General features: G+C 70.8%; 14 protein-coding genes and 1 tRNA gene. 5 read left to right on the forward strand and 10 right to left on the reverse strand.

Going from position 1 to position 16,835, the window contains the following annotated elements; genetic code table 11:
- Nucleotides 1-48: 48 nt before the first annotated feature.
- On the reverse strand, nt 49-465 hold the full coding sequence (locus tag IEY69_RS14775; RefSeq protein WP_189073906.1) for a hypothetical protein: 417 nt from the start codon (nt 463-465) through the stop codon (nt 49-51).
- Between the two features lie 277 nt (nt 466-742).
- Between IEY69_RS14775 and IEY69_RS14780 the strand changes: the two genes are divergently transcribed.
- Entirely contained in the window at nt 743-1,072 is a 330-nt protein-coding gene (locus tag IEY69_RS14780) for a hypothetical protein (RefSeq protein WP_189073907.1), read from the forward strand.
- Between the two features lie 107 nt (nt 1,073-1,179).
- Here IEY69_RS14780 and IEY69_RS14785 read toward each other — a convergent pair whose 3' ends face one another.
- Nucleotides 1,180-3,069 (reverse strand): acetate--CoA ligase, encoded by a 1,890-nt coding sequence (locus IEY69_RS14785; protein ID WP_189073908.1) that lies wholly within the window; start codon nt 3,067-3,069, stop codon nt 1,180-1,182.
- 242 nt (nt 3,070-3,311) lie between these two features.
- On the opposite strand from IEY69_RS14785, the gene ddrC reads away from it, so the two are divergent.
- The 3 genes from ddrC (at nt 3,312) to IEY69_RS14800 (ending at nt 6,250) form a co-directional block, all read left to right on the forward strand.
- Nucleotides 3,312-4,007, forward strand: coding sequence for a DNA damage response protein DdrC (ddrC, locus tag IEY69_RS14790; protein ID WP_189073909.1), 696 nt, complete (start codon nt 3,312-3,314; stop codon nt 4,005-4,007).
- A 66-nt stretch (nt 4,008-4,073) separates the two neighbouring features.
- Nucleotides 4,074-5,120 (forward strand): LptF/LptG family permease, encoded by a 1,047-nt coding sequence (locus tag IEY69_RS14795; protein WP_229783995.1) that lies wholly within the window; start codon nt 4,074-4,076, stop codon nt 5,118-5,120.
- Nucleotides 5,121-5,161: 41 nt separating this feature from the next.
- Nucleotides 5,162-6,250, forward strand: a complete 1,089-nt coding sequence (locus IEY69_RS14800) for an LptF/LptG family permease (RefSeq protein WP_189073942.1) — start codon at nt 5,162-5,164, stop codon at nt 6,248-6,250.
- Nucleotides 6,251-6,261: 11 nt separating this feature from the next.
- On the opposite strand, the gene IEY69_RS14805 is transcribed toward IEY69_RS14800, so the two are convergent.
- The 6 genes from IEY69_RS14805 to IEY69_RS14830 form a co-directional block, all read right to left on the reverse strand.
- The gene (locus IEY69_RS14805; RefSeq protein WP_189073910.1) at nt 6,262-7,056 is read right to left on the reverse strand and encodes a hypothetical protein; all 795 of its coding nucleotides are present in this window, start codon (nt 7,054-7,056) and stop codon (nt 6,262-6,264) included.
- 64 nt (nt 7,057-7,120) lie between these two features.
- Entirely contained in the window at nt 7,121-9,229 is a 2,109-nt protein-coding gene (gene pta, locus IEY69_RS14810; RefSeq protein WP_189073911.1) for a phosphate acetyltransferase, read from the reverse strand.
- Entirely contained in the window at nt 9,226-10,425 is a 1,200-nt protein-coding gene (locus IEY69_RS14815) for an acetate kinase (protein WP_189073912.1), read from the reverse strand. Before IEY69_RS14815 ends, pta begins: the two co-directional genes overlap by 4 nt.
- Before the next feature lie 93 nt (nt 10,426-10,518).
- On the reverse strand, nt 10,519-12,630 hold the full coding sequence (locus IEY69_RS14820) for a coiled-coil domain-containing protein (protein WP_189073913.1): 2,112 nt from the start codon (nt 12,628-12,630) through the stop codon (nt 10,519-10,521).
- A complete protein-coding gene (locus IEY69_RS14825) occupies nt 12,630-14,237 on the reverse strand; it encodes a hypothetical protein (RefSeq protein WP_229783996.1) in 1,608 nt (535 codons plus the stop codon). Before IEY69_RS14825 ends, IEY69_RS14820 begins: the two co-directional genes overlap by 1 nt.
- A complete protein-coding gene (locus IEY69_RS14830) occupies nt 14,234-14,953 on the reverse strand; it encodes a roadblock/LC7 domain-containing protein (RefSeq protein ID WP_189073914.1) in 720 nt (239 codons plus the stop codon). The genes IEY69_RS14825 and IEY69_RS14830 overlap by 4 nt, the downstream gene beginning before the upstream one ends.
- A 113-nt stretch (nt 14,954-15,066) precedes the next feature.
- Between IEY69_RS14830 and IEY69_RS14835 the strand changes: the two genes are divergently transcribed.
- Nucleotides 15,067-15,143: transfer RNA gene (locus IEY69_RS14835), tRNA-Arg, on the forward strand.
- A gap of 83 nt (nt 15,144-15,226) precedes the next feature.
- On the opposite strand, the gene IEY69_RS14840 is transcribed toward IEY69_RS14835, so the two are convergent.
- Together IEY69_RS14840 and IEY69_RS14845 are read right to left on the reverse strand one after the other, a co-directional pair.
- A complete protein-coding gene (locus IEY69_RS14840; RefSeq protein ID WP_189066015.1) occupies nt 15,227-15,559 on the reverse strand; it encodes a hypothetical protein in 333 nt (110 codons plus the stop codon).
- A gap of 50 nt (nt 15,560-15,609) precedes the next feature.
- A complete protein-coding gene (locus IEY69_RS14845) occupies nt 15,610-16,833 on the reverse strand; it encodes a tyrosine-type recombinase/integrase (protein WP_189073915.1) in 1,224 nt (407 codons plus the stop codon).
- Between the last annotated feature and the right edge of the window lie 2 nt (nt 16,834-16,835).

Raw genomic sequence — 16,835 nt, forward strand, 5'->3', positions numbered from 1 at the left:
CGGGCCGTGCGGGCGTCGGTGCGGAGCGAACGTTTGACGCCGGTGGGGTCAGTTGCTGGGGTTCAGGACGGTGTCGTCGCAGGGCATGAACCACGTGCTGCCGCCGAATCCGCCGGTCGCGGCCGCGCGTTTGAAGCCCAGGACGGCGTTCACGCCGCTGAGTTTCAGAGTCAGGGTGCCGCTGCTGCGCGCCGCGCCGCGGGGCGTGTCGGCCCAGCTGCCGGTGACGGTGTTGCCGCTGCGGGTGCCGTGGAAGACGTTCGTCCAGCTTTTCCCACCGTCGCTGCTCAGGCCGACCCACCAGACCTGCGTGCCGATCTGCCGGACGTGGTACGTGCCGCCGTCGTTGGCGCGCCACGTGCCGTTCAGGTCGGGCGGCGCGGCGCACAGGGCCTGCGCGGGGGTGCCGTTCAGGGCGGCGAGGCTGAGGGTGAGGGTGGCGGCGCGGATCAGCAGTGTCTTCATGGGTGTGCCCTCCTGGGTAATGTGCCCAGAGGGTACGTGGGGGGCCGTGATCGCCCCATGATCGCTGCATACCGCCCGGTGGGGCATGGATTGGGGGGGCGTGCTGCACGCGTTTTTCTGATATATGCGCATGAGTTGACGCGCGCCGCATACCGCGTTATCCTGTTTCTATCACCGTCCGAGAAGGGCGGATTTTTCGTTTTGAGCCCCTGGTTGATGCCCTGTGCGTGCCGCAGGTGCGGCAACCCCGGCGGTCCGGGTCGCGTAGCGTGCAGGTGTGAACACCACCCTGAACCTGGGCAGTCTGGGCGCGAGTACCGGCATCCTCGCGGCAGGCCTGATTTTCGCGTACGGCGTGTGGCTGGGCCGCCGTGATCTGGGCCTTCGGGCGGCCATGGGTGTCATGGTGGCGGTCCTGCTGGGCGGTCTGCTTCCCATGATCGTCATGTGGAGCGTGCCGCAACTCCTCTTTCCCAGCTCGGGAGGCCTGAGGGGCAGCGTCCTGATGGTGCTCTGGAACATCGTTTCGGCGGGGCTGGCGTTCCTGCCGTGGCTGGTCGCCGGGAACTGGCTGGAGATCCTGCGCCGCGAAGGCCCCAACACGTGAACCGGGGCAGGGCGGATTCGGATGAATAGCCTTGACCGCCCCTGCATACCGCGCTATAGTTTTGGACATCACCGCCCACGAGGCGGATTTTTTATTGCTGTTCCCGCCTAGCTTTCCAGGGTGGTGAGGTCGCCGGGGTCCTGCCCGAGCGCCTGGGCGCGCAGGACGCGGCGCATGATCTTCCCGCTGCGGGTCTTGGGCAGCGCCGTGACGACGCGGATCTCGCCGGGCGTGGCGATGGGGCCGAGTTCGCGCCGGACGTGTTCGCTGATGCTGGCGCGCAGGCCCCGCCCCACCTGATCCTCGTACCCGCGCCGGAGGATGACGTGCGCGACGATGCTCTCGCCTTTCAGGTCGTCGGGAACGCCGATCACGGCGGCCTCCACGACGGCGGGGTGGGACACCAGGGCGTCCTCGACGTCGGCGCTGCCGATGCGGTGCCCGGCGACGTTCAGCACGTCGTCCGCGCGGCCCAGGATGCTGATGTACCCGCGCTCGTCCCGCACGGCGAGGTCCCCGGACAGGTACCCGGCGGGGTTCTCGGTCCAGACCTGCGCGTACTTGTCGGGGTTGCCGTGAATGCCGCGCATCATGCCGGGCGTGGGGCGGCGCAGCACGAGGTGCCCCTGCACGCCGTCCGGGAGGCGCTGTCCCTGCTCGTCGACCACGTCGGCGTCCACGCCCGCCAGGGGGCGGCCCACGAAGCCGGGCCGGGCGGGCCAGCGCGGGTGGGTGCCCAGGATCGGCGCGCCCAGTTCCGTCTGCCACCAGTGGTCGATGACGACCGCGTGCGCGCCCTCCTCCAGCCCCCCGGCGAGGTGCTGCTGCGCCCAGCGCCACGCCTCCGGGTTCAGGGCCTCGCCCGCGCAGGCGATCACGCGCAGGCTGCTCAGGTCGTGCCCCTTCAGCACGTCGGGGCCGAGTTTCATGAACAGGCGAAGCGCGGTGGGCGCGGTGAACAGCACGTTCACGCCGTAGCGTTCGACGGCGCGCCAGAACACGCCGGGGTCCGGGAAGTCCGGCGCGCCCTCGCGGAAGAGGACGGTCGCCCCGGCGGCCAGCGGCGCGTACACGATGTAACTGTGCCCGACGATCCAGCCGATGTCGCTGGTGCAGAAGAACACGTCCCCGGCCCGGACGTCGAACAGTTGCCCAAGGTGGTAGGTGCTGGCGACCATGTACCCGCCGTGCGTGTGAATGACCCCCTTGGGTTTCCCGGTGCTGCCGGACGTGTACAGCACGTACAGCGGGTGCTCAGCGTTCACGGGTACCGCCCCGGCACGGCCGTGCGTGAACAGGCTCTCCCAGGGGACGGTGCGGGCGTCGTGCTCCCGCTGATACGTCTTGATGCGTTCCCACAGCACGAGGTGCTCCACGCCGCCCAGTTCCGCGATGGCTTCCGAGGCGATGGCGTACAGGTCCACGAGTTTCCCACGCCGGTACCCGACGTCCGCCGTGATGACCACGCGCGCCCCGGCGTCCGTGATGCGGTCACGCAGCGCGCCCACGCCCAGGCCCGCGTACACGACCGAATGCACCGCGCCCAGGCGCGCGCAGGCCAGCATGGCGACCACGCCCTCCGGGGTCAGGGGCAGGTAGATCACCACGCGGTCGCCCGCCTTGACGCCCAGCGCGCGCAGGCCAGCGGCGGCCCGCTCGACCCGTTCGTGCAGCATGCCGTACGTGATGACCTGCGCCTCCTCGGTCTCCGACAGCCAGATCAGCGCCGCGCGCGTCCGCGCCTCGCCCCGCGCGTGGCGGTCCAGGGCACTCAGGGTGATGTTCGTCTCGCCGTCCGCGAACCACTGCATGTGCGGGCGGTTCCAGGTCAGGCCCGTCGTGGGCGTTTTCGTCCACTCGAACTGCCGGGCCTGCGCCAGCCAGAACGCGTCCGGGTCACGGCGGGCCGCCTCGATATCCGCATCCGGGTCGCTCCGCAGGCGGCGCAGCACGGACTCGGGAACAGACCAGCGGTCAGGGCGATGGGCATCCGTCATGGGTGGAACCTCCGTGGGGGAGCGGCGTCGGGTTGTGCGTGTCACTCAGTGTAATTGGGAAGTGGGGAGTGGGGAGGAGGAAGTGGAAAAGGCAGCGGAGGCTGTCGCCTCCGAAAACCTTCCGCCGGGTGGTCTGGGTGGACCACCGGATCCACTCCCCACTCCCGACTTCCTACTCACTTCACCGTCTGATCGCCCATCGGTCTTTATGTCTTAAGCATAATTCGTGCTATACTTTTCTTGTGAAGAACGTGCCCCTGACCCTCGATTTCGGCACCGTGCGGCTGCCTGTCAGCGCGGACGGCCTCCTCCACGCGGCGGCGGCCCTGACGCAGCTGGGCGTCCCCGAAGATGCTCACGGCCTCACCCTCGCCACGCACGACCTGACCCCCGACACCGCCGACTTCGGCGCCGGACCGGAGGACGCCCTGAGCGTTCCCGCATTCACCACGCTGTGCTTCGCGCTGGACACCACCCAGGCCCGCCGCTGGCGCAGGCGGGCGCAGGACCTGCTGGCCCGCGCGCTACAGGGCGACGTGCGCCTCGCCGCGAGCATCGCCGAACGCAACCCGGACCCCGAAGCGCGCCGCTGGCTGGCCGCGCGCCTGGACAGCACCCACGCCCGCCGGGAACTCATGAGCACCGTCGCCCGGCACGGCGGCGCCGGGAACGTGTACGGGCAGCTGGGCAGCATCAGCAACCGCAGCGTCCTGGGCACCGACAGCGCCACCATCCGCCGGGAACGCGGCGTGAAACACACCCGCGACGGCCTGAGCAGCACCGAACTCCTGCGCCTCGCGTACCTCGACGCCGCCACCACCCGCGCCATCCAGGACCGCGGCGCGCACGGCAACGCCGCCATCCTGCGGCTGCACGAGCACCTCGCGCGGCACGAACGGCAGGGCTGGAGCAGCACCCAGCCACCCCAGGCAGGCTGACGTCCACCCAGGGGCGGCGGGTTTCTCTGTCCGCTGCCCTCATGCTGGCCCGCTAGAATCCGGCACGTGCCGTCACTCCTGATCCGCCTCGTTCTGGCCGAGGTCACGCGCTGGTACGCGGCGGGCGTCGCGCTGTTCCTCGCGCTGCAACTCACGGACGCCCTGAGCAGCACCGTCGCGAACCTCATCACGTACAAACCCGCGTTCGGCACCGCCGCCGCCGCCTTCCTGAGCCTCGCGCCCAGCTTCCTGAACCGCAGCCTCGTGCTGGCCGTGCCCTTCGCGATCCTGCTCGCGCTGGCACGCATGCAGAGCGACAACGAACTCAAGGCCATCAGCGCCGGGGGCGTGCCGCCGCTGCGGCTGGTGTGGCCCCTCGCGCTGCCGTTCCTGCTCGTCGCGGCCGTCACGTACGCGAACGCCAACCAGTTCGCGCCGCAGGGGATGGCCCGCTGGTGGAACACCTGGTACGGCGTGTACAACATGACCCCCCCACCCCCCGAACAGCTGCGCTACACCTACGCCCCGCCCGGCGCGCTGTACTACGCCGGGAAGGTCATCACGCCGCCCGGCAGCGACGAGGCGCAGCTGCAGGGCGTCATGGTGCAGCGCGGTCAGACCATCCTGACCGCCAGCACCGGCACCTGGAACACCCGCACGCGCACCTGGACGCTGCTGGCGCCCTGGGAAACCCGCCCCGGCCAGCCCCCCCGCGCCCTGACCGGACCGGTCACCGTGCCGCAGACCGACCGCCTGCGCCCCGCCATCATCGAGGTGGAACAGACCACCACCCCGGTCCTGCGGGGGCGCGCCGCCGACCCCGGCCTGCCCGGCACCGACCGACGCGAGGCCGCGTTCACCGTCGCTCAGCGCACCGCCGACCCCGTCACGCCCATCATCTTCGCGCTGGCCGCCGGGGCGCTGGGCCTGCTGCTGCGCAACCGCGCCGCCGCGTTCGGCGCCGTGCTGGTGTTCCTGGTGGGCTTCTACGCCCTGTGGACGACCATGCCCGGCCTGGCGCGCGCCGGGGCGGTGCAGCCCGACCTGGCCGCCTGGACGCCGAACATCGCGTTCCTGATCCTCGCCGCGGCGCTGGCCTGGAGGCTCCGGTGACCCGCCCCGCCACCCCGCGCGCCCCACGAGCCGCGCCGCGCCTGAAGACCTTCGAACGGTACGTCCTCGCGGAGATCGCGCCGCTGCTGTTCGGCGCGCTGGCCGCCGTGATCGCCCTGCTGGTCGTCGCCAGCCTGGAACGCTACCTCGCGCCGCTGCTCGCCAAGGGCGCCCCACCCCTGCTCGTCGCGCGCCTCCTCGCGCTGAACGTCCCCGAGGCCGCCGCGCGCGCCCTGCCCATCGCCCTGATGTTCGCCGTGCTGCTCGGCCTCTCCCGGCTGGCCGCCGACAGCGAGATCAAGAGCGCCCTGGCCGCCGGGATTCCCGCCACGCGCCTCTACCGCCCCGTCCTGATCCTCGCCGCTGCCGTCACCACCCTCGCGTTCGCGCTCGGCGAGGGCCTCGTCCCCCGCGCGCAGACGCAGATCGGGGAAGTGCAGCGGCAGATCGTCCTCGCCAACCCCCGCGTCCTCGGCCTCGGCGAGCAGAACGTCGTCCTGCGCGACGCACTGGGCCGCGCCATCAGCATCGGCCAGATCCTCCCCGGCGGGGAACTCCGCGACCTGCGCATCGTCACCATGCAGGACAGCCTCCCCCCCCGCGAGGTCATCACCGCCCGCGAGGGCCGCCTCGTGCCCGGCAGCACCACCCTGACGCTGAAAGACGGACAGCGCGTCACGTACCAGGACGCCCGCCCCGTCACCATCCTCAGCTTCAGGGAAGGCACCCTGCCCCTGCAGGACACCGGCACCGACCTCGGCAGCGCCGCGCAGGCCCGCCCCGTCAACGACCCCCTCCCGACCCTGTGGGCACGCGTGAACACCTACCGCACCCAGGGCGTCCAGGCGCCCGCCGAATTCACCGCGCTGCACCAGAAGTTCGCCGCGCCCCTCGCCGCACTTGCCCTGGCGTTCTTCGGCGTCAGCCTCGCCGTGTTCAGCTTCCGCAGTGGCCGCAACGTCGGCTTCGTCTGGGCCCTCATGCTGACCTTCGCGTACTACGCCACGTACAGCGTCTTCAACGTCATGGGCGAAAAAGGCGCGCTGCCTGGCGCCGTCGCCGCGTACGCCCCCGACCTCGTCGCCGTCCTCGCGGGTAGCCTGCTGCTCTGGCTCAGCGCCCGCCGGTAGGTCGACCGGGATCAGTACAGCACCGAGCCGCCCGCCTTCAGGGCGAAGTGCACGCGGCGCAGCGCCACCGCCTGCGCGCGTGACAGTGGCAGCCCGCCGTCCAGCCGGGCGAGCGCCCGCGCGTGCAGCGCCATGCGGTGCGGCGCGTCGGTATCCAGCGTGCCCACGTACTCGAACGTCACCGCGCCCCCCAGATCGTCCACCAGCGCGTCCAGCCGTTCCAGCGAATCGGACTTGCGGCGGCCCCGGTGGATCAGGTCCTCATCATACCGCCGCACGTGGAACTTGTGGTCACTCTGCACGTGAAAGCCCGTGAAGCCCAGCGCCCGCGCGTGCGTAAGCGCCACGCGGATGGCCTCGCGTTCCGCCAGCCCCTCATGCCCCGCCGTGTCCGGCAGGTTCAGCGCATACGGCCGGTCACCCAGCAGGTACCCCAGGCTCAGGTGCCCGTCGGTCTTGTCGGCGCTGCCGTCCGTCCGGACGCGCACTACCCCCACCCCCGGCAGATCGGCCCGCAGGGCCGCCAGCCCAGCCGTGTCGGGCTCACCCCCGGCGGCCAGATCGGTCAGCGCGCGGGCCACCAGCGCCGCCCGCACCGCACGGCCCTCCTGCACAGCCCGGTCGGCTGAATCGGCGATGTCATGCCACTCCAGGAACCCCAGCGCCCCGGCATGCCGCGCGGCCAGCGCCGCCACATCACGCGAACGGGGCAGGCCATACGGCACGCCGTCCAGCACGTACCCCGGCAGCCCGCCGGGCGCGACGACCAGCGAGGCTCGCTGATGCCGCGCAGATGCAGGACTCACCACAGTTGACCCCCAGCCTGATCAGCCAGGGGGCGGGCAGTGCGCCGGCGAGTGAACGACCCCGTCAAGGCGAGAGTGTGCCTTCCACCTGCGTGGCCTGAATGGCGGTCAGGGCGATGGTGTACACGATGTCGTCCACGAGCGCGCCGCGACTGAGGTCGTTGACGGGTTTACGCAGGCCCTGGAGCATGGGGCCGACGGCGACGACGCCAGCGGCGCGCTGCACGGCCTTGTAGGTGGTGTTGCCGGTGTTCAGGTCGGGGAAGATGAACACGGTGGCGCGGCCCGCGACGGGGCTGCCGGGGGCTTTCTGCTGCCCGACCGACAGGACGCTGGCGGCGTCGTACTGCATGGGGCCGTCGACCAGCAGGTCCGGGCGGCGCTGGCGGACCAGGGCGGTGGCGGCCTTGACCTTCTCGACGTCCTCGCCGCTGCCGGATTCCCCGGTGGAGTAGGACAGCATGGCGACCCGGGGGGTGATGCCGAACGCGCGGGCGCTGTCGGCGCTCTGGATGGCGATGTCGGCGAGTTCCTCGGCGTTCGGGTTGGGGTTGATGGCGGCGTCGCCGTACACGAGGACCTGTTCGGGCATCAGCATGAAGAACACGCTGCTGACGAGTTTCGAGCCGGGCGCGGTCTTGATGAGTTGCAGCGCGGGCCGCACGGTGTTCGCGGTCGTGTGGATCGCGCCGGACACGAGGCCGTCCACCTCGCCCAGCGCGAGCATCATGGTGCCCAGGACGACGGTGTCCTCCAGTTGCGCCTCGGCCTGCGGGGCGGTCAGGCCCTTGCTCTTTCTCAGTTCGACCATCGGGGCGACGTACAGCGCGCGGACGGTGTCGGGGTCGAGGACTTCCAGCCCGTCGGGCAGCGTGAGGCCCTGTCCCTCGGCCACCTGCCGCACCCGCTCGGGCTTGGCGAGCAGGACGGGGCGCGCGATGCCCTTCTCGACGCAGCGGATCGCGGCCTTCACGGTGCGTGGCTCGTCCCCCTCGGGCAGCACGATGCGTTTGGCGGCCGCGCGGGCCTTCTGGATGAGTTCGTACCGGAACGCGCTGGGTGGCAGGCGGCGCTCGCCGTTCAGCGGGGCGCGCAGGCGCGTGCCGAGCGGCACGGTGTCCAGCCGGTCCGCGATGAAGTCCAGCATGCGGTCCATGCGCTGCGGGTCGTCGTGCGGCACGCGCGCGTCCAGCCGCGAGAGGCGCGAGGCGGTCTCGAAGGAGTTCGTGTTCACCCGCAGGACCGGCAGGGTGCTGCCCAGCGCGGCGCGGCACAGCCGCTCGATGCTGTCCTCGGGGCCGCTGCCGGACGTGAACATCAGCCCCGCCAGCGGCACGCCGCTGAGGTGCGACAGCGCGGCGGCCATGATGACGTCCTCTCGGTCGCCGGGCGTGACGACCAGCGCGCCCGGCACGAACAGGTGCGCCATGCGCGGCACGGTGCGGGCCGTCACGACGGTGCTCGTCACGCGGCGCACGGCGGCCTCGCCCTCGTTCACCACGTCGGCCCGCAGGTGCCGGGCGATATCCAGCGTGCGCGGCGCGTTCAGGCCCGCCGACTGCGACACCACGCCCAGCAGCGGCAGCTCCCCGCTGGCCAGCACGCGACTGCGCGAGCGCAACTCCGCCATCAGCGTGCCGTAGTCCAGGCCCGGCGGGGCGAAGTTCAGCACGTACCCGCTGAGGCCCGAGCCGTCGCTGCGCCGGTACGCCTGCGCGGCGATCTCCAGCTCGTCCGCCAGTTCGCCCGGCGTGACGCCCGCCAGACTCGACACCAGGACCGTGTCCGCCTGGAGGTTCCGCGCGAGGCTGGCGTTCAGCGCCCCGGCGTAGGTGTTCCGTTCGTTCAGCGCCAGCCCCTCGGCGATCAGGACGTCCGCGCCACCCTGCGTGACCTCCTGCGCGAGGGCCACGACGCTCTCCATCAGGTCCTCCTCGCCCCCGTGACTGAGCTGCTCCTCGGCCAGCGCCAGCGCGATCGGGTCGGGCACGCTCAGGTGCGCCAGCGCCCGCGCGAAATGCACGCTGTCGTCGGTGCTCAGCTCGTGCGTCTGCGCGATCGGTTTCAGGAACGCGACCTTCAATCCCTGCCGTTCCAGCGCCCGCGTGAGGCCCAGCGCCGTGCTGCTCAGGCCCACGCCGTTGCGGGTCGGGGCGACGAAGAGGGTTTTCATGCCTGGGCTCCCTTCTGCTCGGCCAGCAGGTCCTGGGTCTGCTGCGCGATCATCAGTTCCTCGTTCGTGTTCACGACCAGCGCCGCCAGAGCGCCCGGCGCGCTGATCACGCCCGACTGCCCGCGCACCGCCGCCGCGTTCGCCGCCTCGTCCACCCGCGCGCCCAGCACCGCCAGCCGCGCGAGCACCGCGCCGCGCACCCAGGCGCTGTTCTCCCCGATGCCGCCCGTGAACACCAGCCCATCCAACCGGCCCATCGCCGCCGCCATCCCCGCCATCTGCTTGGCGAGACGGTGCACGAACACGTCCAGCGCCAGCCGCGCCCCCGGATGCCCACGCCCCGCCGCTTCCTCCAGCTCACGCATGTCGTTGCTCAGACCCGACAGGCCCAGCAGGCCACTCTCGCGGTTCAGCGCGGCCGTCACCTCCGACAGGCTCAGGCCCGCCTGCCGCGCGATGTAATCATGCAGGCCCGGGTCCACGTCCCCGCTGCGGGTGCCCATGACCAGCCCCTCCAGCGGCGTCAGGCCCATGCTGGTATCCACGCTGCGGCCACCCTGCACCGCGCACACGCTGCACCCGTTCCCCAGGTGCGCCGTCACCAGATTCAACTCCGAGATCGGCCGCCCCAGCAGATCAGCCGCGCGGGCCGCCACGAACGCGTGACTCGTCCCGTGAAACCCATACCGGCGCACCCCGTGCTGCCGGTACCAGTCCCCCGGCACCGCGTACCGGAACGCGACCTCCGGCATGCTCTGATGGAACGCCGTGTCGAACACCGCCACGTGCGCCGCGTCCGGGAACGCCGCCTGCGCCGCCTCGATCCCCGCGATGTTCGCCGGATTGTGCAGCGGCGCCAGCGGCACGCACGCCCGGATCTCCGCCAGCACCTCCGGCGTGATCAGCGCCGGAGCACTGAAGCGCTCCCCGCCGTGCACCACCCGGTGCCCCACCGCGCCCACCCCCGCGCGCACGCCCACTTCATCCAGCGCGCCCGCGATCACCGCGAACGCCTCCGCGTAACTGCCGCCCCGCAGATCCACCGCGCGCCGCACACCGTCCACCTCAAGGCGCGCCGACGCGCCCGCCGACCCCAGCCGCTCCGCCAGCCCCGACAGCCGCACCTGCCCACCCTGCACGTCGAGCAACGCGAACTTCACGCTGCTCGACCCGCAATTCAGCACCAGAGTCCACATGCGCCCATTCTGACAGTGGACACAGTGACGCGCGGCACCGCGCATGAGAAACGGCCTTCACGTCGGGTGAAGGCCGAAAATCAGGGGTGGGGTTTAGCTCTGGCCGGTGTCCAGCCAGGGGCCGACCTGCTCGTCGAGGTCCGTCCAGTTCAGCGCGCGGCCCAGGCGCCACTCGCCGGGCGTGGTGCTGCGCGCGGACCACACGTGCGTGGCGTCACCCATGTCCAGGCGTTGCAGGCCCAGCGCGCTCGCCTGTTGCAGCAGGGCGCCCATGCCCTGCGCGGCCAGGGTGTGCGCGCCGTGCTGGATCTGTCCGTTCGTGAACAGCCAGGTTTCCACCGGTTCGGCCGCTGGGGCGGTCAGGTTGAAGGCGAACGGACTGGTGGGGGTGGCCGGGGTGGCCGCGGGAGCCGGTGCGGCGGCGGGGGTCGGGGCGCTGCCGCCGGAGAGGAGCGTGTCGAACAGGGCCGAGGCGTTCGCGGCGGGGGCTGGGGTGGGCGGGGCCGTGACGGGTGCCGACGGGCTGGCGGGTCCCGGACCATTGCCGCCGAATCCGAAGGGGTCGGTGCGGGCCGCGATGGCCGGGCCGGGGTCGGTGTCCGGGACGGTGCTGTCCTGGAAGTCGAACACGTCCAGCAGGCCGCTCAGGGCGTCCTGACCGAAGGTGGCGGTCACTTCCTGAGCGGCGCGGTACTCGGCGTGCGCCTCGGTGAGGAGCGCTTCGGCGTCGTGCAGGGTCTGCTCGTAGCGTTCGCGGGCCTGGGCGCTCATGCGGCCCAGGTGGCGCTGGGCGCGCAGGGTGTCGGCCAGGCGGCCCAGGCGCTGGGTGGTTTCCCCGGCCAGCCCGCGGACCATGTCGTACTCGCGCACGACCCGGTCGGCGCGGGCGTCGAAGTCCTCGCGTTCCTGCGCGGCGGCGCCCATGCGGCGTTCCAGGTGCGTCCACAGGTCCGCGAGGTCCATGCTGGCGCCCTGCGTGAGGGCCGTGCGGGCCTGCGCGATCATGGGTGCGAGCGCCTCGCTGGCGCCGGGCACGTTGCGGGCCGAGCGTTCGATGTCCAGCAGTTCCCGCTGCGCCTCGAGCTGCGCGCTGGCGTTCACGCCGGCGGCCAGGGCGGCCTGCATGCCCTGCAGTTCCTGCAGTTCGTCGGTGGCCAGGCTGCCGCTGTCGAGCAGGTGGCGGGCGGAGTCCAGCGCGATGCGCATGTCGGCCGTGGCGGTCGCCTGGGCGAGTGCCGTTTCCAGCTGGGTCAGCTGGGCGCGCTGTTCACTGAGCAGGCGTTCCCGCTCAACTTTCAGCTGGGCGCGCCATTCCTCGACGAGTTCGGCGGTCAGCTGGCCCTGGCCCTGCAGGCCGCGCAGGCGGTCGTGCTGTTCGCGCAGGGTCGGTCGGCTGTGCAGCAGGGGCAGGAATTCGCGTTCGGTCAGGCTCAGCTGCTGCGCGGCGTGTTCCTGTTCCAGCGCCAGCACGCGGGCCTGCGCGTCCGGGTCGAGGATCGTGGCGGAGGTCGGGATGACGGTCTGATCCGCCTGCACGGTCTGCACGACGGACGATTCGAGCATCTTGCGGAGGTTGAAGGTGATGGTCCGGGCGCGGTCGACCTCGCCGGGCAGCAGGGTCCCCTGCTTCTGCGCCTCGTCAATCTGGCTGATCAGGGTGTCCAGGCGGCGGACGTCCTTGCCGCCCATGCCCTGCACCCGCTCGAACGCCGCTTTCAGTTCCGCGAGGTCCTGCCCCTGCTCGATCAGGCCCTCCTGCAGGCGGCGGTCCATGGTGTCGATCAGGTTCTGCGCCTCGGTGACGAGATCCCCGACGTCCCGGCCGTCTTTCTCCTCCTGCCGGGCGACGGTCAGCACGCCGCGCAGGCGCTGCGTTTCCGGCCAGTCGAAGTACAGCGAGAAGCGCCGCGCGGCTTCCTCCAGCGCCGGGATCTGACTGCCCTGCGCGGGCAGCATGCGTTCCTGGGTGGCCTTGATGAGTTCGCCCAGCACCTCGGAGACGCGTTTTTTCGCCAGTGGTGCGGGTACGCTCAGCTGCAGTCGTTTGAAGACTTCCTTCTTGAGGATGTCCTCGAGTGCGGCCACGTCCAGCAGTTCCAGCGTGGACCCGCGCGACTGGGCGGCTTCCTGGAGAATGCGCTCCAGCGCGCGGGGTGACACGAGGTCCCCCAGCATCTGAACAGGTAAACGGTGCAAGCTGGCCATTAGACGTCCTCGTCCCAGTCAATCACAGTGTGATGAACGGTGGTGTGACCGCTGCCGCCCGCGCTGCCCATCAGGCCAAACTGCACGCACAGCCCCCGGAACCCGAACGCGAGCAGGCCCAGCGCCCCGGCCGCCAGCAGCGCCCAGAACGGCAGCGCGTACGCTCCCTGCGAGAGGGTCACGTTGGTCAGGCCGGCCAGCGCACCGGCGCTCGTGGCGTCCCCGATGGCCCCCAGGAAGCCGAACACGCCCTCCAGGAACAGCGGCAGCAGCAGGAGGATCAGCCCGCCCGTGATGGCGCGCCAGTACACGTTACGGCCCCCGAACGCCAGGTTCAGCAGGTACAGCGGGGCAGCCACACCCAGGCCCAGCAGCAGGAACACCAGGGCGCGCAGCCAGCCGCTGAACCAGCCGGCCGTTCCCAGCGACGTGCGGTCCAGAGCGCTGACCGGCTCGCCCTGCGCGGCCTGCTCGGCGTTCGCCAGCCCGGAGATCAGGGCCTGCACGTCGCTGGGGCGCAGCGCGGCGCGGTTCTGCGCGGACTCCAGTCCGCCCTGCAACGCCTGGAATGCCGTGGTGTCCCGCAGGGGCGTGCCGGTCCGGCCCAGCAGCGTCGCCGCCTCCTGCAGCGCGGTGCGGGCGCGGGCGCCATCCGCGTGGCCGGTGGCGGCCAGCGCGCGGCCCAGGGCGGCGTACACCGCTTCGGTCCCGCTGGACCGCGTGGTCCCGGCCCCGGAGGTGGGGGGCGTGGTGCTGCCGGTCCCGGTGCCTGCCGTGCCCGGCGTGGTGGCCGGGTTCTGGCTGGTGCTGGGCGGGCTCGGCTGGGCTGGTGCGGGGGTCGCCGGGGGCGTGCCGGTCGCGCTGGGTGGCGTGGTCAGCGCCTGCGCGAAGGTCCGCGTTCCCTGCCGCAGGGTCGTCAGCGAGGTGCCCAGGGCCGCCGTATCGCCCCCTGTCAGCTGACGCAGGGCGTCCCCGAACTGCGAGAGTTTCAGGGTGCCCGCGCTGCTGGAATCCTGCACCACCGTGAACCACCCGGTCGCGCGGGCCAGGTTCACGTACGACGCGGTCGTCTGCGTGGCCTGCGTGGCCTGCAGGGACGCGCTGACCTTCTGCACCGCCGCGCGCTGCAACCGCCACGCGGTGCGTTCCAGGCGGCCGGCCCGGGCGTCGGTGGCCAGGGCCTGCGCCGCCTCGCCCGTCAGGCCGAACTCACGCGACAGGACCCGCAACTGCGCGTCGGCATTGGCGGGCTGCTCGCCCAGGGCCACCAGACTCTGGTCGTACAGCGCCTTGCGCATCAGGCCGCGGGCCAGCTGCACCTGCGCTTCCAGTTCCGCCGGGGTGCGGGCCAGGGCCGCGCGGCTGCGGCTCAGCGCGTCCCGCAGGCCACTGACGATCTGCTGATTGCGCAGCGTGGGGGCCAGGTCATCCAGCGCCTTGCCCGCCGCGTCCAGGCGGTTCAGGGCCGCCTCGGCCGACTGGGCGCGCGCCTGCACCGCGCCGTCCAGGTTGGAGGCCAGCGCGCCGTACGCGGTGAGGTTCTGCGCGCCGGCCGCGCCCAGCAGCGCCGTGACGACCCAGGCCAGTCCTGCCCGGCGCAGGTTCACGCCGCCACCTTGATCTGCTGCAGCTCCACGAGCAGCCGGCCCACGTTCGCCTGCGAGTTCGCGATCACGGCCACGCAGTACTCGCCGAGCGGGCACACGCACACGGTCTGCCCGCCCAGGTCGGCCGACAGCAGCCGCAGCGCCCGCTTCTGGAACAGCATGGCGCTGGCCGCCACCACACCCGCCAGGCCGTTGGCGTCCTTCACGGCCCGCACGCGCAGCACCTCGCCGTTGGCGCGGCAGACCATCACGCCCTGCACGCCCGCCAGTCGGCCCAGCGTCTGAATCAGGGTGTCCTGATCGAGCGTGGTGGCCAGGTCGTACGAGCGTCCGGTCAGGCCGGTCGCGAACTCCGGATCGTCGAACTCGAAATCGTCTGCACCCAGGCCCAGGTCATCCCACCCGCCGGTGTCCTGCGGGTCGTCCCAGGTGGCGTGCGGACCACTCTCGATGAACAGGGTGGGGGCCTTGGGGTATTTCTCGGCCATCTGGCCGGACAGGCTCAGCAGTTCCCGCCGCGCCCGGGCGGCCGGCATCACGGCACTCAGGCGCGACAGCAGCGGCCCGGAGAGCAGGCGCTGCATCTCCTGGGCACTCACGGTTTCCGGCAGCAGGTTCTGCTCGCGCAGCACCGACCGCACCATCGTTTCAGCCGCCCGCTCAGAGACCACGCCAGCCAGGGCGCGGACGGTCATGGTGTACACAGCGTTCGTCATGAGGGACCTCAAGCCAGTATAGGTACACCGGACTTACATGATTATCTCATCCGAGCGGGCGTGAACGTTCCGCAGCGCCCCTGCTATACTTCCAGCCGCCAGTTGCGCCCCACGCACTCGTAGCTCAGCTGGATAGAGCGGCCCCCTCCTAAGGGGCAGGCCCCGCGTTCGAATCGCGGCGAGTGCACCAGAAAAAACCCCGCTCAGCGCGGGGTTCTGTTTTTCTGTGAGTCCGCCCGGCGGGGCGCGTGACCAACGCGTGACCAACCGGCGTCAATAGCAAAGTGTCGTGCTCTTGGATATTTCCCACTTGGTTCCGTCGCGCTCCTTGCCTGAACTGCCGATCACAGAGAGCCAAGGGAAATCCATCTCAATAATCGACGCATTGGTTTTTGACCAGAAAATGACTACGTAGCTAGAGAAAGCGCTGTAATCGAAGCTTTTGGTTGCTTGGTTCAGTTCGGTTCCCTTGTAAAGAACCGCGTCAACCTTATAACCCTTCGACCATCCGCTATTTGTGCGGTATTTCGCGCATACGGATACCCGTTCGGCGGCAATGGCATTTCCCAACATCAGAAACGCTGCGATGGCCAGAAATTTTTTCATAGCTTCACTATTACCTTTTTTGTTGTCACGCGTGCCTGACGCGGCGGAGATTAATTCACCACCCTGGGCCGCGCCTTGACCAGGTCGGACAGGTTCACGGCCCACTCTTCATGCTCGCTCTGGTAGACCGTCCGGTAGACGTCAGCCGTGAAGCTGGGCCGCGAGTGCCCCAGCTTCTCACTCACCACTTCCAGCGGCACGCCCCGGCGCAGCATCAGCGAGGCGTGCGTGTGCCGCAGCCCGTGCACCGTGACTTCCCGCACGCCTGCCTGAGTGCAGAAGGCCGTGAGGTACCGCTTCAGTTTGTCCGGCAGGAACGGCACGCCAGACAGGCCCGTGAACACGTACCCGGTGTCTTTCCACACCCGCTTACGCTCATACCCCTTGGGGTGCCCCGGCACGGGCTGCCCAGGGGCGAGTGCGGCCCGTTCAAAGTCCTGCAGGGCCTTCTGACGGTTCAGGCAGTCCAGAGCCTCGCGGGACAGGTGCACGCGCCGCGCACTCTTCGCTGTCTTGGGCGTGCTGATCTGAGACTTCCCGCCCACCGTGACTAGGTTCTCAGTGATGCGGATTGTCCCGGCTTCCAGGTCGACGTGCGCCCACTTCAGCCCGCACGCCTCGCCACGGCGTAGGCCGGTGTGCAGCATGAATTCGAAGATCAGCCCCCAGCGGCTCGACTGAAGCGCGGGCAGGAGCGCGGCAACCTCTTCAGCAGTCAGGGCCTTCTCTTCCTGGGGCGCGTCCCGCCTGACCGGCTGGGGCCGGACTACGGCGGTCGGGTCGCGCATGACCAGCTCAAGCCGTAGTGCCTCACTGAAGGCCCCGTGCAAGATGTTGTGCGTCTGCCGCTGCGTGTCGGTCAGGCCAGCCGCCCCAAGGGCCGTATACAGCGCACGCAGGTCAGCGGGCCGCACCTCCTGCAGCCGCTTCCGGCCCAGGGTGGGGGAGATGTGCAGGTCGATCAGCTTGCGGTAGTTGTGGTGTGTCTTCGCCGCGAGGCTGGGCCGCTTGCCTTCAAGCCACCTGTCCAGCCACTCGCGCAGCGTCACGCGGTCCGGGGCAGCCACGCCGCCGCGCAGGTGGTCCGCCTGGGCCTGAGTCATGGCCGCCCAGGCTTCCCGCTCGCTGGGGGCCGTGCCGGTCTTGCGGATGGGCGTCCCGTCGGGTTTCAGACCCACCGTGATACGCCAGCGGTACTTCCCGCTGGGTAGCGGGTCGATACTGCCGCGCCCGTTCCCGGCCTTCTGATCTGCCTTCGCTTTGGCCCGTGCCACGG

The sequence above is a fragment of the Deinococcus sedimenti genome, assembly GCF_014648135.1.
In the GTDB taxonomy this organism is placed as follows: domain Bacteria; phylum Deinococcota; class Deinococci; order Deinococcales; family Deinococcaceae; genus Deinococcus; species Deinococcus sedimenti.